Genomic DNA, 22421 nt, shown 5'->3' with positions numbered 1-22421 from the left:
GATAACACAAGTGGCCCGTTAGGCTTTTAACAAAATCGCGAGTGCCGACCTGCGGTTCCTAACCGACCCAGATTAATCCAATAACCGCCCCTGTCATCAACGTCGCCAAAGTACCGGCAACGAGTGCACGAGGCGCGAGATTTATAACGTCTTGCCGACGTTCCGGCGCGAGAACCGTTAGTCCGCCAATGACGATGCCGAGACTTGCAAAGTTTGCAAACCCACAAAGCGAATAAACAAGTATTAGAAAGGTCCGGTCGCTGAATGTACCTTCCGGCACTTCAGACAATCGCACATAAGCAACCAATTCATTGACCGCAGTTTTGACACCCATGAGTGAGCCAGCATCAAACGCTTCGTTCCACGGCACACCCGCAAGCCACATCAACGGCGCAAAAACCACCCCAAGCATGCGCTCTAGCGTAAGTGGTGCGCCCGCGACATCTGGCCCCGCAGCAAGCAAAATATTGATCAACGCGGCAAATGCCGTGAACGCGATTAGCGCCGCAATAATATTAAGATATAGCCCCAATCCATCGGTTACGCCGCGCACGAAAGCATCCATCGAACTTGCATATTTAAAGTCATCGGCAGCATCAGCAGAAGTCGGAAGTTCATGTTTTTCAGCCGGAATCATGACTTGCGCCATTAGGATCGCGGCTGGCACCGAAATGATTGAAGCGACAATGATATGCCCAAGTACGGAGGGATCAATATTATCGAGAATAATCGCGTAAATAGCCATGACAGAGCCCGCAACGGTGGCGAACCCGCCGGTAATGATGATGAATAATTCCGACCTTGAAACGCGATTTAGAAAAGGACGGATCATCAATGGCGCTTCGGTCTGACCCAAAAAAGTATTTGCAGCCGACGAGAGCGCGACAGCCCCACCAACGCGGAAAATCTTTTCGAGCAAAAATGCAAACCCACGCACGAAGAATTTCAAAATGCCCCAGTGCCACAACAGCGCCGAAAGCCCAGAGAAAAAAATCACCAGCGGTAACGCGCCAAACGCAAAGTTAAACATCGCCCCTTGATTCACGACTTCAAAGGGGGGTTCGGCCCCACCCATATAGCCAAACACGAATGAGGTTCCCACAGTGGTTGCCGCCTGTAGCGCCTCGACTACCGCACGCAAACTTTTTAATGCCTCGCGCGCTGGGGGCAGATAGAGCAACAACGCTGCAATCAGAATTTGCGCACCAACGGTCCAAACCGCCGAAAAAAACGGAAACCGCCCCTTCCCGTTCGAAAAGAGCCAAGCGATGAAAACAAATGCGACTAGTCCGAGAGCGCTCTGACCACGCACGCCGATATCGCTCAACTCAAATGGTAGATCCATGAACCCCTCGTGAATACCCGGTAATCGCGTCGCGCTCGTCCCAAACCCGACTTAACTGATCGCAACTCATGCGCGACCCTTTTGTGACAGTGGCAGACTATGCGCAAGCGTTCAGCAATTGTCACTGATTCTGCACATATTCTTTGATGCTTGCACCTCACGGCGAGCCCCCTAAAGTGCGCCCTAACTTATGATATTCCGAAGGAACCTTTCATGCTGCCCAAGCCAAGCGCCGATCTGAAACCAAATACCCTCACATATGAGGTCGCACCGCTCGTCAAAGCCACGGGTTTCCGTGAATATGACGCCCGGTGGCTATTTGAAAAGGAAATCAACCTATTGGGGATCCAAGCCTTGGGGCAAGGGTTGGGTACGCTGATCAGGGAGTTGGGGAAAGAACCACGGATTGTCGTCGGTCATGATTTCCGCGGATACTCACTTTCGATCAAACAAGCGTTGATCGTCGGCCTTATGAGCGCTGGGATCGAAGTGAATGATATTGGCCTTGCGCTCTCACCGGTCGCATATTTCGCCCAATTTGACCTGGAAATTCCCTGCGTCGCCATGGTGACGGCCAGTCACAACGAAAATGGCTGGACCGGCGTAAAAATGGGCGTTGAGATGCCACTAACATTTGGTCCCGATGAAATGGGCAGGCTCAAAGAGATTGTACTGAATGCAGAGTATAAGTCATTTCCGGGCGGCGAATATAAATATGTCGAAGGATTACGCGAACGATATATCGACGATGTGGTCAAAGACGTCAAAATACAACGCAACCTTAAAGTCGTCGCAGCTTGCGGCAATGGAACTGCCGGGGCCTTCGCGCCCGAAGCCCTATCCCGCCTCGGAATTGAGGTCATCCCCATGGACGCAGAGCTTGACCACACTTTCCCGCGCTATAATCCGAACCCTGAAGATATGGAAATGCTTCACGCTATGCGTGATGCAATTAGCGAACACGGCGCGGACCTAGCGTTGGGCTTTGACGGAGATGGCGACCGCTGTGGCGTCGTTGATGACGAAGGCGAAGAGATTTTTGCAGATAAGATTGGGGTTTTAATCGCGCGCGATCTTTCTGCACTCCATGAAAATGCTCAATTTGTTGTTGATGTAAAATCGACCGGCCTATTCGTAACCGACCCAATCCTCATCGAAAATGGAGCGAAGACAGAATATTGGAAAACCGGACATTCTTATATTAAACGTAAAAGCCATGAAATGAATGCACTTGCTGGTTTCGAAAAATCTGGGCACTTCTTTTTTAATGCTCCGATTGGACGCGGCTATGATGACGGACTAGTCGCTGCGATTGCGCTTTTACAAATGCTCGACCGCAATCCAGATAAAAAGCTTTCCGATTTGCGCAAATCTTTGCCCAAGACATGGCAATCACCAACCATGTCACCTCACTGCGCGGATGAAATCAAATATGACGTCGTAAAAAAAGTTGTTGCCACCTTGGAAGCACGCGCCAAAGACGGCGGAACAATCATCGGCCAATCAATCCGGGATGTGGTTACCGTGAACGGAGTGCGCATCACAGCAGAAGATGGCACATGGGGTCTTATCCGCGCGTCATCAAACAAACCGGAGCTTGTGGTCGTAATTGAAAGCCCAACATCCGAAGAGAATATGAAAAAGATGTTCGCTGAAATGGACGCCGTGCTGCGAGAACATCCGGAAGTCGGCGAATATAACCAAAAAATCTAATTGCTCAATAATGGGGTGGCGGCGGTTCATGCTGCTCCCCATTCACCGCAATATCTTCAACCTGTTTCAACTCTTCTTTGAGGCGAGATGATTCACGTCGCAACGTCTCAATGGATTTTTGTTGCTCATTGACGACGTCTAACAGCTCTTCAATTGACTGTTCTTGATGGGCTGACCGTTCTTCCAGCCGCTCAAGTCTTTTTGATAATATTTCGATATCCATACACAAAACCTTAATTCCTAGCCAGTGGCGCTAACACAGAATGATCCGTAATCCAATTATTTAATTGATCATAGTTAGCTATGCTTATTTTCCCATACCCCAATTTAATCAAACCATCAGACTGCAGACCAGCGAGCGCTTTGCCGATAGACACCCGTGAAACGCCTAAGGTGAACGCGAAGTCTGATTGACTGATTTCAATGACATTCTCAACTTTAGAAGATTGCGCCATCGAAAATATGATTTTCGCAACCCGTACATTTAATGGATGCCGCCGCAGATCATCCATGAACTCTAAAACGCTATAAAGGCGCGTTGTCGTAGCTTCCAACATTATTCGCGCAAGCCCGGGCTCTTCATCAAATATCTTGTCAAACCGTGCCTTGCTAATTTGGTTGATTGTTGTCGCACCGACCGCAATAGCATCATGTGTTCGCGGCAGTTTAGCAAAAAGCGTTGCCTCACCAAAGGAATGCCCGCCCCCCAATATTGAACTTGTAACGCTAGATCCATCGATACCCGGTATAGAAAACCGAACCGCACCGGACTTGACGATAGATAGCCCGGGCCGGATATCGCCCCTTAAATGGACCGTCTCACCGTCCTCAAAGCGAACGGCAACGCCAGCAGAAACTAACCGTTCTGCCATCACTTCTGGCAATAACGACAAGAATGATTGCCCGCCAAATTCCAGCAAATCGACCATAATCATTCAAATGCTAACTTCTTAGCATTTATACGCTTTCGTAGCTGCTATGAAAAGATATACCGCACCCAAAGAAGGTGCATTTTCAGGGAGCACCCAATGAAGCCGGAACTTATCTTAATTCTCGGAATCTTGTGTCTTTTCGCGTTGTTGGAAATATTTCGAACCAATTTCTTTCGCAAACCCGGACAAACCCGCGAAGACATTATCGTCGAAATTGTCAGCACTTTGTCACTCACCTTAGTGACACAGCCAATGGCGCTATTTGCCGGTGGCTTCTTAGCAAGTTTAATCGCTCCGGAAGCCGCTGGGTCGCTTGCGACTATTCCGTTAGTTGCCGCAATTGCTCTGTTCCTGATATTTGACGATATGATGCAATATTGGTGGCACCGTACATCACATAGCGTACCATGGCTCTACAAATTGCACCGCCCCCACCATAACGCAGAATATTTGTCCATCCGCGTCGTCTATCGCAACAACATATTTTATTACCTGCTCATGCCAGGCCTGTGGTTCTCTGGTGCATTGATTTATCTAGGATTGGGCTATGTTTACGCTGGCTACATTGTCGTAAAAGCTATTGTAATTTACGGTGCGCATTCGGACGTTCGCTGGGATGCACCTCTATACAAATTGAAATGGCTTTCACCGGTTATGTGGGTCGTTGAACGCACAATCTCCACACCCGCCACCCATAGCGCACATCACGGAAAGTTCGCCGCGGACGGCATCACCAACTACAAAGGGAATTTCGGCAATCTCTTGTTCTTTTGGGATGTTCTCTTCGGCACAGCGAAAATAACGCGGCAGTACCCGGAACGCATGGGGGTTGAAAACCTTCCCTACACGCCAGCAAGTGAACAACTACTATGGCCATTAATTCGCGCAAAAAAGACAGAAAAACTAGCCCCCGCGGAGTAATGGTTTTAATATCGAACTAAGGCTGACCCCCAAGCTAAACCACCACCAAGCGCGGCGAAGACAAGCAATTCGCCGCGTTTCACGCGACCATCGCGGATAGCAACATCGAGCGCGAGAGGGATCGAAGCCGATGATGTGTTCGCATGTTTATCGATCGTCATAATGATATTGCTCTCATCGAGATCCAGCTTCTTAGAGCATGACTGTATGATACGGATATTGGCTTGATGCGGAACGAACCAATCGATCTCAGAGCGGTTTACCTTAGCGCGCTCAGTGACCTCAAAAACTGCGTTGGAAATCTGTTCAACAGCATTCCGGAAAACCTCTTTGCCGTTCATGCGCACCTTGCCAACCGTCGCGGTTGTCGAAGGTCCACCATCCGCATAAAGATGATCGGCCAATCGGCCATCCGCTGACAAATAAGTCGCCAACACACCTCGCGGGCGCCGCGCCGTTAACGGGGCCTCTCCGCTTAGCACCACGGCCCCGGCACCATCACCAAACAATACGCAAGTACTGCGATCATCCCAGTCTAAAAAACAAGAAAGCTTTTCCGCACCGATGATGAGCGCATGCTTGGTTTGGCCTGTTCGAACGAAATCATGCGCTATATTCATTGCGTACAAAAAACCTGCACAGGCCGCCGAAACGTCAAAAGCGATCCCCGGCGGCACACCAAGCTTTTGCTGCACATAAACCGCTGTCGATGGAAATGTCCGATCAGGCGTCACGGTCGCAACAATAATAAGCCCAATATCACGCGGCTTTAACCCAGCTTGATCGAGCGCGTTCCATGCCGCTTTGGTTGCAAGGTCCGAAGTACTTTCATCATCGGCAGCATAATGTCGTTGTCCGATGCCACTGCGCGACCGGATCCACTCATCAGAAGTATCAACCCGCTTCGCCAAATCGTCGTTTGTCACAACATTCTCAGGCAAATGAGAGCCAACACCCGCTATAATAGTTTCAATTTCTGCCACGATCCGCTCCGCAATTACCCACAAACAGTCTTCGCAGCCTAAGCAGTTCGGGGGAGATGATCGACTACATAATTACCGCACCTGCGAAAAATAATCGTCAGCCCCAAAAAACATCCGCTGCCAACGCACATGCCGCGATCAATACATATCCACCAAAAACCTTGGAGAGGAAGGCACCATTGAGGCGGTGCGCCGCTTTGGCACCGATTGGCGCAGCAACCGCAGCCATCACAGCCGTAATCACAAAGGCTGGAAAGTTGAAATACCCGAAGGACACAGGTGGCAAATTTGCGACGTTAAGTCCGGAATAAATAAAACCAAAAACGCCCGGAACAGCGACAGCGACACCAAACCCCGCCGATGTCCCTATCGCTTGATGCATCGGTCGGCCAGCAACCGTCATAATCATGACACCAAGCGCCCCTCCACCGAGACCTATTAGGCTTGAGAACAAACCAGTGCCGATACCAAGCGGAACTTTCATTCGCTTTCTATTCAAGTCTGTCGCCGATCCAGCCTTCGTTTCGCTTTTGAAAAGTCGACGGTAAGCCACCCAGAAAGCTCCGGCCGCAAATATAATTGCCAATAGCTCAACCGGTGCCCAACGCGAGAGGATCCCGCCCAACCCTGCACCGAGCGCAATCCATGGTATCCACGCCCTTAGGATAGAGCCATCAACATGGCCCGCACGGTGATGGGTGGAAAGCGAGCGGATGGACGTAACTATAATAATCGCAAGTGACGTCCCGATAGCTGTTTTTAAACTTTCGCTATCACCGTGACCGAGCGCTTTAAACAACGCATAAAGCACCGGCGTAGTGATGATCCCGCCACCAACACCAAAAAGGCCTCCGGAAAACCCAGCCGCAAAACCCGCACCCGATAGCGAAAGCACCAACACCCAATGTTGCAGGACAAAATCCATCGGTTATGCCGCAGCCCTCTCAGCCGTGACCGCTGCTAGCGCCTTATCGAGAATATCGTCTCGCCCTGCACTGACATTTTGTGAAATGTATCTGCGCCAAACACGAGCACCAGGCGCACCACGATAAAGCCCCAGCATGTGGCGCGTAATCGAATTCGGTTTCACACCATTTACAAATTGGCGCTTTAGGTATTCAGACATCAACAGAACAACTTCTTCACGTGTCGGCGCATCACACTCTTCGCCAAAAAGTAACTCGTCAACAGAAGCAAGAAAATATGGAGAGCCATAAGGAGCACGACCAAGCATCACGCCATCAAATTCAGTCGAAAGGGCCGCCGCATCGGCGATTGTTTCAATCCCACCGTTCAGAATTATTTGTAAATCCGTGCGCTCCCTTCTCAGCTTACGCACAAGATCATAATCCAACGGCGGAACGGTTCTATTCTCTTTAGGTGATAAGCCCTTAAGCCAAGCTTTTCGCGCATGAACAATGAATACTTTACACCCCGAATTCGATACTTTTTCCACGAAATCGAAAAGGCTTTGTTCCGGATCCTGATCATCAACGCCGATACGACATTTTACGGTCACCGGAATATCAACGGCGTCGATCATCTCGCTTACACAATCTGCGACAAGTTCAGGGGTTTTCATTAGGCAAGCGCCAAAGGCCCCCGCTTGTACCCGGTCAGATGGACAGCCAACATTCAAATTTATTTCGTCATAGCCACATTCAGCACCTATCATCGATGCCTTGCGCAGCTTCTTCGGATCACTCCCGCCAAGCTGAAGCGCTACCGGATGCTCACTCGGGTCAAAACCCAAAAGATACTCGCGATTACCGTTTATTACTGCATCCGCCGTGATCATCTCCGAATATAACCGCGCACGCTTAGACAATAAGCGGTGAAAATACCGGCAATGCCGATCTGTTCCATCCATCAACGGAGCAACACAAAATGTATAGCTTTGATTTTTCACGATATTTTCAAATAAAGGTCAGAATTTATTCGTTTTTGCACTCGGCAACGGTAATTTGTCTACCCTTTTTCAAAGATCATCCGGCATCGACTACCTTTAAAGCCAAATTCTAGAAGCAAACCAAAAGCATCCCAATGCAAATATAACTGCACTCACAGTTTTTTCGGCCATGCCGTCGGAAAAAATTGGAACGCGTTGTACGGTGAGAATCGTTACATAAACGATACCAAGTGCAGAAATTTGGGCTAATTCAACACCAAGATTAAACCCTAATAATGGCATCAATAAATCTGTCTGCTGAAGGCTCAATTCTGTTAGTCCACCGGCAAATCCAGCACCATGCACCAGTCCAAATGCTGCCGTGATAATCAGAAAGATTTTATGGCTAACATCATCCGTTAATTGGCCCAGGGAATACGCAAATATCGTGAGCATTAGCCCGGCCCAAACAATCGACAGACCAGCCCCAAACGAGAAAAGAACGATTAAAAGCGTTGCTAATGCAAATGCAGTCAACGCCCGTCGCCTATCTAAGCCAAATTTAGCACCTGCCTCCAGCGCTGCGACCGCAATCGTAAAGCCAATCATTGCTTCCACAAGTTTTGTATCCGGTGACAACACACCAAGCGAGACCAGAGCCAAAGATGCAGTGTGTCCCAAGGTGAATCCAGAAATCGCCAATAAAGCCTGCTTCGGTGTCGCTGCTACGAATGCCAAAACAATCAAGAACACCACATGATCAAGCCCCGACAGAACATGATTAAACCCGACCCAAAGAAACTCACCAACCGTGTTCGGGCTATGTTTCAGATCGAGGTCAAATTGATCCCGTCCCTCGCGCAGAACAAAATCTGACGAGCGCTCACCATGCTCAACGCGAGCAATATGGATATGTGTCGCGGAGACAAATTGGAAGGCACTCACAGAAACCGTCACCGCTTCTTTTGACACATCCGCAGGGCATTCAAACCGTCCCGAAATTCGCAAAATGTCGTAAGCTTGACCAAGCGATACCAACTGCGTGAGTTCACAGTTTTTTCTACCCTGCCGCGCGGCTAGCGTAGCCTTTAAATGACCAAGAAGTAGGATCGACAGATCACTTTGATCAGGATTCAGTGGGGAAAGTTGAGTGGCGCGCCGAGCATCAACCGCAAAAACAAACGACGTCGTATTTTCAGTGATTGTCCATGTTGAAAATGATTGGCTTCGGGTGTGTGCTGCGGCGACATCGAACAACAGGAATGTAAACACCACAACAACAGAAATCAGTATACGCATTAGGTATCTGCACCCAATTCAATGATTTTTTTGATTCGTGCTTTTTTTCGAAGTTGATCGATATATGATTGTAACGCCGCCTCGTCTCGACGTTTCAACCATTCCGCTTCAACACTGTCGCGAACTAACGCAAAGTCATGAATGGGGTTCGTTCCATCCATGAGCCACAAAAAAACATCACCATTTATAGTGTTAATTGGACCAGCAATATCTCCATTGCTCATATTCACGACCACATTTCTAACGGAACCGCCGAGATAATCCGATAGTTTTGCGAGAGGCAAACCGGACGGAACCGTTAGCTCCTCCAACCCATTGTCAATCCCAGCAGATGAAAACGATGCCCCATCTTCAATTGCGCTTGAAAAGCGTTTCGATGATTGCACGTCCTCCGCACGATAGGCCTTCACCGTAACCCGGCGCGGCGACACGAAAAGATTAAGCTCCGCAGTATATAACGCCTTTAGGTCGTCTTCGGTTGGTTGATCGACCGCCCTAAGGCTAATGGCAGATCGTATCATGGCCTGAACCAAGTTCTTACGGACTAATCGATCGTCACTCGCGAGATCCAAGGTTAAGGCTTCTTGCACAATCAACTCTTCGTCGATCAAAATTTGCAGTGCACGAATTTTATCCTCTTGTTTCAATCCCCGATCTAAACCAGCCTGCATAGCATCAACTGCGCGAGCATACTCCATCTCGGGAATTGGCTTTCCATTCACGAATGCGACGGCGCTATTACTGCTTTCTATAGCCGGTTCGCCGAGCGCTGTTATCACCGCTCCAGCAAGCCCTAGAAAACTGGCAACTAGAAACAGCAATGCGGTAGGACGGCTGCTTTTATTCTCCATCAGTGCTTACATTTTCTTGGCGGTAACTAAGATAAATTGGCGAAGACCAAGCCCGAACATCTTTCATTGCTGTACAATCTTCGTCACCGGTCCGCCAATCCCCAAAGCAAAGCTTTGCCTTAACGCAATTACCTTCTTCATCCCGTTCACAACGTACGGGTTCGGCGTTTATCGTTGGACGTGCTTCTTGAATTGCTCGCGCATAATAAAGGGCATCTCTGCCATCTTCAGTAAACGTAGCGTCCGTAAAGTTAAACGAGCAGCCATTTTGGCTTGGTTCGCATTTGTGAACGAGAAATGGATCATCAATCAAATTACCGACATCTTCGTTTGGAACGACCTGTGGGCGGATACGTACAATCTCTATTCGCTCGATGAGATTACGCTCATCGGTCGGGTTATAACACTCCCCTGCGCAAAGGCTCTCAATTCGTTCTTCGCCCAGCGCATTGACAGCAAATTCCGGACATCCCGGTTTTTGTTTAAAAGATCCGACGGCTTTAACGTGGAATTCACCAGAAGCAGATGCCTCTACGGTCGCCCCCATAGGAACCTGCTGACCTTGCGGATCAACCCGATCAAACCACATCAACATTCGCGGTCCAGATGTCGCGTAAGTCTCACGACGCTGCAAAGCATCCCAAATTTGTTCGCGAGAGCGCCCTTCGGTATGGACAGCGGCAAGACCGCCAGTTTGCCAAAAACTTGATTGCCGCTCTAACTCGGTAAGTTGAAACCCTGCAAGCGCAGCAAGTTCTTCCCGTGTCTTTCGGTGTACATCTGAATTTGCCACCTCCTCTTCCGCGATGAAGATTTTACGATACTTTGGATCAACAACGCCACCCGTCTCCGTATTTAGCCGCCGGGCAACTTCTTTATACCCAGTACCGGGTCGCGCTCTATGATTATCAGATGATGCAATAAAGCCCCAATTAAACCGAATAGGCTCTTCACCCGGTTGTACATCATCAAAGTTTGAAATTGCTAATCCATATTGAACACTGGTCAATGGTCGGTGATGAAATGGCGGTAGATAACAATCAGTACACTGACCTGAATCCAGCCAATCTTCTGGGCTCTCTCCTGCTATTGCCAGATGATAAGCGATGCCCATTCCCGCCGTAACATCGCGCGCTTCTTTTGCTTTAATTGAGCACAAATCAGCGCCGCCCCCTTCGTTTAAACAACGCTCTTCAATAATTTCACCGGCGCGAACACAGGGCGGTGTAAAGCCATCTTGTTTCGGCGGGCAAGTCGCAGAAAAATCCGGTTGAAGGTCGAGAATATTTTTATATTCGCGATATTCTTCTGAATTGCCATGGCCTGAGTATATCTCAATCAGGCTAAATTTCTCTGGTTGGTGAATTGGTGCGAGCTGTTTGTCCCAACTCGTGGTCGGCGGTGTATAAAACCCCCATGACGAACCATGCGGGATAATCAACGGATCAAGCCCTTGGTCAGCAATTCGATCAATCAACTCTCCCGGCAAAGGAGCTGACTCGTAACAATCACTCGGCAACTCACTCGACGGTAAAGCCTCATCACAAGCCGGGACGTCTCTGGTGTTTTTCAAAAACGTATTAAGGTCATAATATATCTGACGGTTTTTGAAATCCGCAACGGACACTAGCGCAGGCATTCCGGCTGCGTTCGTACGCAAAGCATCTGTGGCCGCGCCCTGTGCCGCGATAGGACGTGCCGCGACCTGATTATCATCCAATCCGAGAAATATAACGTTCTTATGGCCAAAATGTTCAGCGGGTGTCGGCCCGACTTGGGTCCATTCAAATCCGATCATAGATACTAGATCCGGATTTTGCTGATCAACTGATTTCGCCTGACACTGACGAACAGCGTCTTTCGTTTCGGCCCAACGCGCCGGCGTCAATGCTTCGGCATGGTCGGTGATCGCCCAAAAGTCGATGGCCGAACAATAGCGCGCGTAATCGCACGCATCAGCGACCGGGTGCACGCCCTTTCCATGATTAAGAGGGAGTGCCCATAAAAAAGCGTCGGTAGAATATGTTGAATGTACATGCAGATCACCAAACAAAACCTGCTCGGTGCTTCCTGGTTCAGTGGCCGATTGATCAGCCATTTGCCTCGCGAAAATAACGGCGTCCGGCACAGCATCGCCAACGACCTCACCGCCGCTGCGCTCATGGCCCAACTTACCGCTTACCACAAAATGTGAATAGGTTTTCCACCCCAGAAAAGCTGACACTGCCAATGCAGCGACGAACAAGATTATGTTCTTCATCTTCACTCCCCAGCTTATATTTTTAAGGGAGTTTAACGCAGATCAGCGTTTTTGGGGAATTTTCTGCAGTTGTGCTATATAGCTTCCATGATTGCCGAATATGCGGCTAGGCATGCCCTCCGCATTGAGGCTAAACGGTAAAAACCGCGAAAGACCACCGCGACATATCTTGAGGTGCGACACTAACAAACGATTGTTCATTTCGCACCTCAATTTTCAGCACACGACTAGCGCGGAATGATTGGTAATATTACCTTCGACGGGCTGGCTTCGCTCATATGAATGGTCTGGCGCGCGATTTTCATTTTCGAAGTTTTCGCAAATTCGCCACCAGTGTTCAGGTTACGTGCGAGACGCGGATAATTACTACTAGTGACATCAAGACGTAGTTTTTCACCCGGGGCAAGTAAGTAGCTCGTCGCCCACATATCGATGGTATATTTATACACCGTACCGGGATCTATCAAATGTGGTTCATCAAAACCGTCCCGATAGCGCGCGCGAATTACGCCATCCACAAGGTTTGACGACGTACCATCAGGCCGAACCACAACGAGTTTCGCCATAAAGTCTGTGTCTTTAGCGCTACTTGCCGCATAGATCTCAGCACTAATCGGCCCTGTAATTTCAGTCGGTTTTTCAAACGGTGCAGATTCGAACCGAAGTACATCTTTACGTGCATCTAATGGCGCTTGATCATATGGGCCGCGTAATGTTGTCTCCATTATGTTTCCGCCCAAAGTTGGAACCGGATCTGAAGGGTCATATCGATACTTCAACGTACTATCTTTTTGGGTAGGCACGTCAGGGGAAAGTGTCTGATCCGCGTGTAAATAAAATGGTGTGAATTGAGTATTTGCTAGCGGCCAAACTTCTTCTTCTCGCCAAACATTTTCGCCCATAACAAAAATTTTAATCGGGCTGCCACTCGGTGCCGGGCCATCTTTCATCCAATAATCAAACCACTCAAGAAAAATTTCCTCAGCATTGATGAGCGCGTTGGGGCCAAAGTCTGTGTCCCCTGTTTTTGAAGAAACGTTCCAACCGTGCGGCCACGGGCCGATGATCATGCGCTGACCATTCCGGGCGGTCTCGCTTGCAGCTTCCCGTTTCATCGTTTGGTAGCTACCGATTGTACTCCGCAAAAATACATCATACCAGCCGCCGATGTTCAACGCCGGCACGGCCATTTCTGGCGCGCGTGCTTCGAGGTTTAATGGCGCCCAATAATCATCATAGGATGGGTGATCCAACCAATCCTGAAAATGTTTGACGTTAAACCCAACGCTTTCAGCTAGCGTATAAAGCGGCAAATGATCAATACCGCCAATCCAATCTACCGGAAACGACATGTTCGTCCGACTACCGACAAGCCCAATCCCCCAGCGTGCGCGAGAGAGTAGCGAAAATGCACCACCCGGATACGCCACATCGCGATAATAGTTTCCCGGGCTCATCGCTGGCGCTATCGCAACGAGCGCAGGGTTTTTGTTAAGAGCGGCTAACCACTGCACTGAAGCGAGGTAAGAGGAACCGAACATACCCACTTGCCCATCGGACCAAGACTGTTCAGCAATCCAGGTCAATGTATCATCACCATCTTCAATTTCTTGAAAATATGGATACCACTCACCTTCGGAATCATACCGCCCACGCACAGATTGGAATACAAATGCGTATCCGTTATTAGTCGCAAATTTTGCATAACGCTGACGAATTTTAGATGAACCGTTTGAGTAGATATCACGCACGAGGAGCGTCGGAAATTTTCCCTTTTTATTTGGAAGATATACATCTGTGGCCAACACCACGCCGTCACGCATCTCGACTTTTTGATGGTAACTGATCGAAACTGATTCGGGGAAGTCACCGTCATAATTGCTAAACGACTGCGCGAAGGCACCCGTCGAAGCAGAAATAAAAGCGGAGACTAATACCGCAACAGCAACTCGTGCAAAAATCCAAAACTTCATTCTTTTCGCTCCAATCCTATCAATTTCCACCCAACAATTGCTTTGTTGCGCTCTTTTTGTTTCAACATCTCTACCGCAAGAAATATACAACCCCGGCAATAACCAAGGCACTACAAATATTCACCCATATCCCAATACTCGCCATACGCGGTATACTGACTCTTCCAGAGCCATAGGCGACTGCATTAGGTCCCGTTGCCATCGGCAACATAAAGGCACAGCTAGCAGCCAGCCCCAACGGTAACGCCAAAACATAGAGATCCATTCCCGTTGCTATAGCCATAGCTCCGACCATCGGCAAAAGTGCAGAAACAGTTGCGACGTTGCTTGTGAACTCAGTCAAGGTTAGTACCAATATCGTGACGGCAAGTAACGCAAGAAAAACTGGAATTCCCGAAAGCCCAGTGAAAAACCCTGCCAAAAAAGCCGCCAATCCCGATGCTGAAATGGCCGCTGCCAAACTTAACCCACCCCCAAATAACAGAACAACTCCCCATGGAATACGTTCAGCTGTTTGCCAATCTAAAAGTGGCGCAGAGCGGCTTTCACTATGCCCTGAAGGAACTACGAATAAAAGAATGGCACCCATAACGGCAATGATCTGATCGTTTAAGCCTTGAAGTGCACCAATCTTCTGTAGCTGAGAACGGAAAATCCAGGAAAACGCGACAAGAGCAAATACGATCAGCGTTCGCTTTTCGGGTGCTGTCATTTTTCCGAGTTCCGCACGGGCATTTTTGACGGTTGTTTTTACTAAACTGGGATCAGGCGCGTCATCGCGTTTTGAATTAAATGTTCCGTAGGCTGTCAATACGAACCATGCGAGCGGTAGTAAAATCAACACCACCGGTAACCCATATAGCATCCATTGCGCGAAGCTAACCTCAACACCTTGTTCGGCCAAATACCCAATTACGATCAAGTTGGTTGGAGATCCCACCGGCGTTGCCAACCCACCGATAGAACATGCATATGCAACGGATAAAAGAAGCGCTGTCGTAAATGGAGCGCCAAGAGAGCGTCCGCCCAATACTGCGCTAGCAACCGATAATGCGATAGGTGTCATCATTAATGCAGTCGCTGTATTCGATATCCACATAGAAAGAATTGCAGCCGACAACATAAAACCCGCAATCAATGCAGGCGGCCTCGTGCCGACATTATCTACAACAAACAGGGCAATGCGTTCATGCAACCCCCAACGTTCGATTGCACGCGCGATGATAAACCCAGCCATCAAAAGCACAATTACCGGGCTCATATACTGAGCAGACGCTACCTTTAGCGGAAGCACACCAAAAAACGGTAAAATTGCCATTGGTGCCAACGCCGTCGCCGCGATGGGCACGGCCTCAGTCACCCACCAAATTATCATTAACACAGCTAACGCGGCGACAACCCATGCATCAAAAGAAAGCGTTTCGGGCGGCGCGGTCATGCGCATTAAAAGAAATGCGGCACCACCAATTAATAATCCACCTGTCTGAATTGTTGTCCGAGGTTGCGGCACAGCATCGGAAATTGCCATACAAATCTCAGTTTTTCTTGAGCGAATACGGACGAATACAGGTCAATATCATGGCTCGATAACTTCCAATATCGACGCCTTTCCTTTAACGCTAACATTCTCAATCCGTTTTATGCTGCCCCCGTCATCACCCATAAATCGTACTTCGACTGTGACGTCGTCATTGGAGGGAAGGCCAAAATATACCGGCGTTGCGCTTTGGGTATTATACCCCCCGCCCGTTGAAACGATTCTTGATGCAACAACCTCATCATTCCGATCTAACAAACGGACTTCAGTACCACTTTTGGTAAAAGTTCTACCCTTTCCCAGTGGCAATACAGCTAACACGCCCGTCGACTTTCCGCGTTTCAAATCATTTTGAAATAGAAAATGTCCGCCTTTTTCGCCATACCCATCAGTTAAGGATAAATCGACATCACCATCATTATCGAAATCAATCCACTCAACGCCATGGTCCCCCGCATTAATGAGCGGACTATGGGATGTAACATCAGAAAATCCGTCGCCAGTATTCCGGTAAAGTTTGTTTAATGGGACTTGAACACCATCAACACGATGATAGCCGATGACCATTAGGTCTAGCCAGCCATCATTATCATAATCACCCCACGCGGCACCAACCGTATGGTCTGGTTCAGTAACCCCTAGCGCCGCACCGACCTCTTCAAAGGTTCCGTCGCCGTTATTTTTATAGAGCAGGTTCGGGCCATACACAGCAACATAAAGATCGAAATCGCCGTCATTGTCATAGTCGCCAACGGCGCACCCCACTCCCCCTTGCGATTGGGGGCGCAAAGTCTCATCCATACCTAATTCCGGCGCAACGTCGGTAAACCGACCTCCGTCATTCCGCATTAGAGCGTCACTATCGCCCGACTGGTTCGCAAGAAAATAGTCAAGGTCACCGTCACCATCATAATCAAACCAGCAGACCCCAACAGTGCGGCGACTGTCGACGGTGCCGGAATCATAACCTAGGCTAGAAAATTTTCCGCCATCATTTTGGTAAAGCCGGTTCGCCCCCGCACGGTTTGCGGCGTATAAATCAAGATCGCCATCATTGTCGTAATCAACCCAATTCGACTGGCGGCTATATCTTCCTGGAATTTCTAGACCTATCTCAGCCGCGATTTCGACAAAGCCAGACCCATTATCATTTCGATAAACATAGCTGCGGCTTGGGATAGGGGAAACATTCGACCCACCTAAAAGATCGACATCACCGTCGCCGTCAAAATCCCCCCAAGATAAGCCTCGAATTTCATCACCACTCGTCGGCAATCCCATTTTTGGGCCGACATTTACAAATTTCCCATTATTATTTTTATACAGACGAACTTCACCACCTTTTATCGAAACTGCAAAATCGAGGTCACCATCATTGTCGTAATCTGCCCACGCATTTGATAGCGATCCCGCTATGGCGAAATCATTCTTTTGGACGTGACTAAATACCGGGTCGGCAGCATGCAGTGGCTGAACACACGAATACCCCATCAATACGCCCGCACCCACATATTTCAGTTTCGATTTTCGCTTTCGGCTTAACATGCAGCCCTCCTGTCTTCTTATTATGATTACGTTGCTGCAGAAATCCGCAGGTCACAGCATAGAAAAATACAAGCTGGTGGCGGTTAAATTAATTAACCGCCCCCAAACTCAAGGTATTACCAGTTGTAAGCGCCTCTGATGTACCAACTACCGCCTGTAAAGCCGTAAGGCGAGATTGTGTCGTAGAAGTTGGTACCTAGGGAATTTGCCTGGCGTGTTTCATCTGGATATGTATTGAAAACGTTGTTGGCTCCGCCATAAATACCGAACCCGTTATCAAATTCATATCCTAACTCGGCATCAAAGATCCATTTTGCTTGATTGAAGCGGTCATTAGGTGCTGAGGTTGAAACTTCTGTGAATGCACCAAATCGAGTGCCGCGTAAATTCACCTGAAAGCCACCATTTTCATAGGCCGCACTGATGCTTCCTTTTGTAGACGGAATTTCATCAGTATAAGAACCTAAACGAGATCGATCGAATTGAACAATGGGCGATCCATCAGCAAGAATCAGTCCTGCCAATTCTGTCGGGTTAGGGTCGACCCCTTCAATAGTGACTTCATTATAATTGAAAGCTGCGCTTAAATTGAGTGACCCAGCCCCCAAATCAGCAGACCAAAGACCAACGATATCGAATCCACGACTGCGCGTATCAATAGCATTCGTAAAGTAATTCACACCGCCAAGCGAGGCATCAAACCCTGCACCGTCCAGCAATAACGAAATTTGATCGCCGATAGTCCCGCCACCCTGGGCCGCGCGAGCGTCACCACGATTGAACTGCGTCGACAAGGCAATCCTGTCATCAATGTCGATCTGATATGCATCAATCGTCAAAGAAAGCCCCCGCCCCGGCGTAAACGTGAAGCCAGCACTGATGTTTGTGGACTTTTCTGGTGTCAGTGGTTCGGCACCCAACGCTTGAGCCGCGGTATCGGTGGATGGCAATGTTTGGCGCAGAACAATAGTTTCTGCGATTCCATCATTATCCAAATCAATGAACTGGCCACGACTACCTTTGAACCCAAGCTGTTGAATGCTAGGTGCTCTAAATCCGGTGTTAAAGGACGCACGGAAACCAATTGAATCCGTTAGGTCGTAGCGGGCATTTACTTTTCCGATCGCAGTATCACCAGCCGAGTCACTAAAGTTTTCATAACGTCCCGCAGCGCCAATAAAGAACCGGTCCGTTGGTTGCCAACCAAGTTCGACATATCCATTAACGTTGTCTCGAGAGATATCATTTTCAGCTTCCGGCGCGAAACCAGGGAAACCCTGTGCACCCGGCGCAAGGCCATTGTTACCGTCTGCATAGCTCAACGGCTCACCTTTACGAATTTCGAACGCCTCGTTCCGATACTGAAGACCAAACGAAACCTGAAGCTCACCCGCGCCAGTCATATATGCGCGTGTTGCATCAAACGATGTCGTGATTTCACGGGCAATCAAATTGCCGAGGAAGAATGACGTCGGACTATTTGCGCCCAAACTCGCATTAAGCCCAACAGTATTTTTCCATTCTGTATGATCGCGCCCAATGCCCGCAGACAGATCCCAATCAAATCCTGCTGTAACACCTCGGACGCCCGCTACGACCTCATAATCATCCTCTTCGATGACTTCTGTCGGGCGGAACCCTTGCGGATAGATTTCCGGCACTGCACGCGAGTCTCGTGGGCGTCTGAATGTAAAATCGAGGCTGGACGAACGATTGGCATATGTCGCGAACATATAAAGTTCGACATCCCCCAAATCATACCCCGCATTGATACCGCCAGAATATGTCCGCTGGGGAAAGTTACCAAAATTGCTCGTTACAAGACGGTCAATCGACAATTCGCGCGGATCAAGCGCCGGCCCAGGCAAAATTGGGAATAAATTCAGCCCACCAGGATTTGCCGGATCAGGAATTGGAACAGGGCGCGCCCGGTTTGACGCTTCTTTATCACGGAACTCAAATGAGAAATTTAAGAACCCTGCATCTCCCAGGGCAAAACCGTTATTAAAACCAATATTGATAAATTCACCATCGGCGCGATCAAAGTTTTGCCCGCGGTTGATGGTGATCCGCCCGCCCTCTGAATCTTCTTTCAAGATAACGTTGATTACGCCAGCGATCGCATCCGATCCATACTGAGCGGCCGCACCATCGCGTAATACCTCAATTCGCTGAATTGATCCGGCTGGAATAAGATTTAGATCCACCCCTGCTGAGCCGCTGAATAAACCAGTAGCAGTGTTGATCAGCGCCGTTTTATGGCGACGCTTGCCATTGACGAGGACTAGCGTTTGGTCAGGGTTCAACCCACGTAATCCGGCTGATGCGATGAAGGTAGCTGTGCCACCACCCGCGCGCTGTGGTAAATTCAGTGAAGGAACCAGATAGCGCAACGATTCAAAAATACCCGTTTGGGGCGCTTGCTCTAACTGATCGCCCGTGAAGACATCAATCGGAATAGGACTATCGGCCACTGATCGGGCTTTGCCGCGCGTTCCGGTAACAACCAAAACGTCCTGTGTCGCAATAACATCACTTCCCTCTTGGGCCGCTGCCCCAGACGGAAGGAAGCCCGCAAATGCTGCCGCACCGGATAACAGCGCCCCTCTCAGACCATATCTTTTTTTGGAATCTTTCATTGAACCATGTCCCTCAATCTTGACACCATTTTCACAGCGTCTGTTTATTTTGGCGCGCTTTTCGCAACGTCCAATTATGAGAGTACCGGTCTCCGTAAGTCGCCCTTCCAACCCGGTTTCAGCCAATAAAGTTAGCAACGCTTCCTTTGCGGAATAACTGCCGTTTACTTCATTAGTAAAAAATGGGCCAACCAATTTTTGCTTAAACAGCACACTAACCTGAGCTTGTTCGGCATATTCTAAAATGCCGTCCGATGCCCGTTGCCGTTCAATTTTGAAACTGATTTCTGCTTCCTGCGCCTGCGCAACGTTCGACATAGTCAGCACTATGATAATGAAGGCACAGAAATTTCTTACGTATACCGTCGCCCCTCTCGTAAATGTCAGCTGCACAAAATTCCCTCAGTCATTACATATGCCCGAGATTGGTTTGACAGCCTTATTTAGAAAGAGCAGCGACAAGCAAATATCCTCCATTATATTTTAAACTATTTTTTAGGCGTAAGCTCTGCCCCTGACGAACGAGGGAATTATGGTCTATGGGTGCTATCCTTGATGGCGGCTGATATGAAAAACACCATCGTCCACCTCCTGAACTGACAATCCAAACCCATCACGCAAAGAATCAAAAATAGAATCCAACCGCGCTATTGGGAAATACCCCCCCACACGCAAATCGCGAACATCAGCGTCGACTATATCAATTTCAAGGTCTGTATATCGTGAAATTTCTGCGATGACCTGGTGAAGTGGCTCATCGTCAAACGCCAGAACGCCATTCCGCCAGAACAATTCATTTTCCAAACGCGTCGGCTCGACACGGGTCACGGTATTTATCGTATCTCCAAATGTGACGCGTTCACCGACGGATGCTTTGGCTGTCCCCTCCTGCGGAAGAGCAACCTCACGTATCTCGGTATTTTTTTCTTCATTAGAAGCTAATAACCCGACCAGAACTTCACCATCCGAGACTAAAACCTCAATTTCGCTTTGCTCAAATTTAACGGAAAATGCTGTCCCGACAGCCCTGACGACACCCCCGCCGGCCTGAACAAGAAATGGGCGCGTCTTATCGTGTGCAACTTCAAAATGCGCCTCCCCTTTCAATAGCGAAATTTCACGAGCACCTTTTCTGTAGTTGACCGTTAACTTACTTGACGTATTGAGAACCACAGTTGAATTGTCCGGCAACATGATTGTACGCTGCTCACCTATCAGCGTTGCATATGTTGTATTTTTAGATGTGTACTGAGTATATTGATACTGCTTCACACCTATTGAGGCAGTGGCAAAAACCAATCCAAACGATGCCGCTATCGCCGCGACACGCCGAAATTTTGATCGACGTTCGTGCTTCAAGCGACTTTCCGAAAGTTCCGATAATTCAGACGCAAAATAGTCGCCTGCATCAATCTCGCTATTCGCCAGCCGCGCCCGCCACTCGTCCCACATTTCTACAACACGAATTAGCTCCTCTTGGCGAGCCTTGTTGCCAGCAAGCCAATTTTCCAGCTCGGCTTTCTCGGCCTTTTTAAGATTCCCGCGATCCAACCGCGCAGCCCATTTAATAGCCGCGCGCGTCTCGGGCGTTTCCGCAGGGAACTTAATCACTTCATTCATTACATCACCGACTTCTTCGTCAGCCATTTTACACAAATCATCGCTTTAACTTACGTTCCGTTTTCTCTTTCGAGATCGATCAATACCCTTGCGCCGAAAACGTGTCTCACAGATAGAGAATCCCTTCGCAATGTGTTTTTCCGTCGTACTTTCAGATATTCCGAGCGTCTTTGCGATTTCTCGCTGGCTCATACCATAGAACATACGCAGCAACATCACCTTGCGGCATTGCGCTGGCATTGCTTCCATAGCGGCACCAAGTTCATTCAACTCTTCCCGAGCCGCAATTTTTTCAAACCCATCGCCTTCATTACTACTGAGCGCCGGACCCGAATAATCCTCTATATAATCGGTCAAAATAGTGGATAGTCGAGACCTATCTCTAATCACTAACCGTTTTGCTGTAGTAAAAAGATAGCTTGTTGGGTGTTCAATCTCAGTCTGTTCTGAGGCAGCATAAGCATTGACAAATGCTTCATGCACTATGTCTTCTGCTCCCTCGCGATTACCGACCAATCGACGTACATAGCGCTCAAGCCCTTTTTGGGAATTGAGAAAAGCCATCGCTAGCCGGTTAGAATTGCTATTTTCTTGCCCCATAACCGGAACAGGTTATCTGATCGGCTAAAATCTACAAAGACGTAAGCTGGCAACACTCGCCCAACATAAATGACGTTTTTGAAATTTCTTTAAAAATTTTATGGAGGAATTTCCGAGCTCGTGTCTCTTATTCTTCGCGTAGCTTATTTTAATGCGGCCCAAACATCAAAAATACCAATAAACGCGCTGAACTAACTAAGGAAATCTCATTGAATTGTCAGTGATTGGTGCGGACGGCGGGACTTGAACCCGCATGAGCGTAGCTCGACAGATTTTAAGTCTGTTGTGTATACCAATTCCACCACGTCCGCGTTC

17 protein-coding genes and 1 tRNA gene are annotated in these 22421 nt (G+C 48.7%); 2 read left to right on the top strand and 16 right to left on the bottom strand.

Annotated features, from left to right (window positions below; genetic code table 11):
- Positions 1–58: 58 nt before the first annotated feature.
- Complete coding sequence (locus ABFZ84_RS09360) at positions 59–1345, bottom strand: NupC/NupG family nucleoside CNT transporter (RefSeq protein WP_369313742.1); 1287 nt, start codon at positions 1343–1345, stop codon at positions 59–61.
- Between the two features lie 213 nt (positions 1346–1558).
- On the opposite strand from ABFZ84_RS09360, the gene ABFZ84_RS09355 reads away from it, so the two are divergent.
- Positions 1559–3058 carry a phosphomannomutase/phosphoglucomutase gene (locus ABFZ84_RS09355; RefSeq protein WP_369313741.1) on the top strand — a complete coding sequence of 500 codons (1500 nt, stop codon included), beginning with the start codon at positions 1559–1561 and terminating at the stop codon, positions 3056–3058.
- 4 nt (positions 3059–3062) lie between these two features.
- Here ABFZ84_RS09355 and ABFZ84_RS09350 read toward each other — a convergent pair whose 3' ends face one another.
- Positions 3063–3281 carry a SlyX family protein gene (locus tag ABFZ84_RS09350; protein WP_369313740.1) on the bottom strand — a complete coding sequence of 73 codons (219 nt, stop codon included), beginning with the start codon at positions 3279–3281 and terminating at the stop codon, positions 3063–3065.
- Between the two features lie 10 nt (positions 3282–3291).
- Positions 3292–3993: a Crp/Fnr family transcriptional regulator gene (locus ABFZ84_RS09345; RefSeq protein WP_369313739.1), complete on the bottom strand. Its 702-nt coding sequence runs from the start codon at positions 3991–3993 to the stop codon at positions 3292–3294.
- A 93-nt stretch (positions 3994–4086) separates the two neighbouring features.
- Here ABFZ84_RS09345 and ABFZ84_RS09340 point away from each other — a divergent pair, with 93 nt between their 5' ends.
- The gene (locus ABFZ84_RS09340) at positions 4087–4911 is read left to right on the top strand and encodes a sterol desaturase family protein (protein ID WP_369313738.1); all 825 of its coding nucleotides are present in this window, start codon (positions 4087–4089) and stop codon (positions 4909–4911) included.
- Positions 4912–4916: 5 nt separating this feature from the next.
- On the opposite strand, the gene ABFZ84_RS09335 is transcribed toward ABFZ84_RS09340, so the two are convergent.
- The 13 genes from ABFZ84_RS09335 to ABFZ84_RS09275 all read right to left on the bottom strand — a co-directional run bounded on the left by ABFZ84_RS09335 (position 4917) and on the right by ABFZ84_RS09275 (position 22417).
- A complete protein-coding gene (locus ABFZ84_RS09335; protein WP_369313737.1) occupies positions 4917–5894 on the bottom strand; it encodes a beta-ketoacyl-ACP synthase III in 978 nt (325 codons plus the stop codon).
- Positions 5895–5991: 97 nt separating this feature from the next.
- The gene (locus tag ABFZ84_RS09330; protein WP_369313736.1) at positions 5992–6819 is read right to left on the bottom strand and encodes a sulfite exporter TauE/SafE family protein; all 828 of its coding nucleotides are present in this window, start codon (positions 6817–6819) and stop codon (positions 5992–5994) included.
- Between the two features lie 3 nt (positions 6820–6822).
- Positions 6823–7803, bottom strand: a complete 981-nt coding sequence (dusA, locus tag ABFZ84_RS09325; RefSeq protein WP_369313735.1) for a tRNA dihydrouridine(20/20a) synthase DusA — start codon at positions 7801–7803, stop codon at positions 6823–6825.
- A gap of 96 nt (positions 7804–7899) precedes the next feature.
- Positions 7900–9081, bottom strand: a complete 1182-nt coding sequence (locus tag ABFZ84_RS09320) for a HupE/UreJ family protein (protein WP_369313734.1) — start codon at positions 9079–9081, stop codon at positions 7900–7902.
- Positions 9081–9932 carry a SurA N-terminal domain-containing protein gene (locus ABFZ84_RS09315; protein ID WP_369313732.1) on the bottom strand — a complete coding sequence of 284 codons (852 nt, stop codon included), beginning with the start codon at positions 9930–9932 and terminating at the stop codon, positions 9081–9083. Before ABFZ84_RS09315 ends, ABFZ84_RS09320 begins: the two co-directional genes overlap by 1 nt.
- Entirely contained in the window at positions 9922–12192 is a 2271-nt protein-coding gene (locus tag ABFZ84_RS09310; protein WP_369313730.1) for a DUF3604 domain-containing protein, read from the bottom strand. The genes ABFZ84_RS09315 and ABFZ84_RS09310 overlap by 11 nt, the downstream gene beginning before the upstream one ends.
- A gap of 227 nt (positions 12193–12419) precedes the next feature.
- Positions 12420–14165 (bottom strand): CocE/NonD family hydrolase, encoded by a 1746-nt coding sequence (locus ABFZ84_RS09305; protein ID WP_369313729.1) that lies wholly within the window; start codon positions 14163–14165, stop codon positions 12420–12422.
- A 70-nt stretch (positions 14166–14235) separates the two neighbouring features.
- Positions 14236–15693, bottom strand: coding sequence for an SLC13 family permease (locus ABFZ84_RS09300; RefSeq protein ID WP_369313728.1), 1458 nt, complete (start codon positions 15691–15693; stop codon positions 14236–14238).
- A gap of 48 nt (positions 15694–15741) precedes the next feature.
- On the bottom strand, positions 15742–17247 hold the full coding sequence (locus ABFZ84_RS09295) for an FG-GAP repeat domain-containing protein (protein WP_369313727.1): 1506 nt from the start codon (positions 17245–17247) through the stop codon (positions 15742–15744).
- A 116-nt stretch (positions 17248–17363) separates the two neighbouring features.
- Positions 17364–20204, bottom strand: coding sequence for a TonB-dependent receptor plug domain-containing protein (locus tag ABFZ84_RS09290; protein WP_369313726.1), 2841 nt, complete (start codon positions 20202–20204; stop codon positions 17364–17366).
- A 228-nt stretch (positions 20205–20432) separates the two neighbouring features.
- Positions 20433–21533, bottom strand: coding sequence for a FecR family protein (locus ABFZ84_RS09285; RefSeq protein WP_369313725.1), 1101 nt, complete (start codon positions 21531–21533; stop codon positions 20433–20435).
- Positions 21534–21551: 18 nt separating this feature from the next.
- Positions 21552–22106: an RNA polymerase sigma factor gene (locus ABFZ84_RS09280; RefSeq protein ID WP_369313724.1), complete on the bottom strand. Its 555-nt coding sequence runs from the start codon at positions 22104–22106 to the stop codon at positions 21552–21554.
- A gap of 225 nt (positions 22107–22331) precedes the next feature.
- Positions 22332–22417, bottom strand: a tRNA-Leu gene (locus tag ABFZ84_RS09275).
- Positions 22418–22421 lie beyond the last annotated feature (4 nt).

This window comes from Hyphococcus lacteus, from assembly GCF_041058985.1.
GTDB lineage: Bacteria > Pseudomonadota > Alphaproteobacteria > Caulobacterales > Parvularculaceae > Hyphococcus > Hyphococcus lacteus.
Note: the sequence above shows the minus strand (reverse complement) of the source record. Positions and strands in the feature narration are given on the sequence as shown.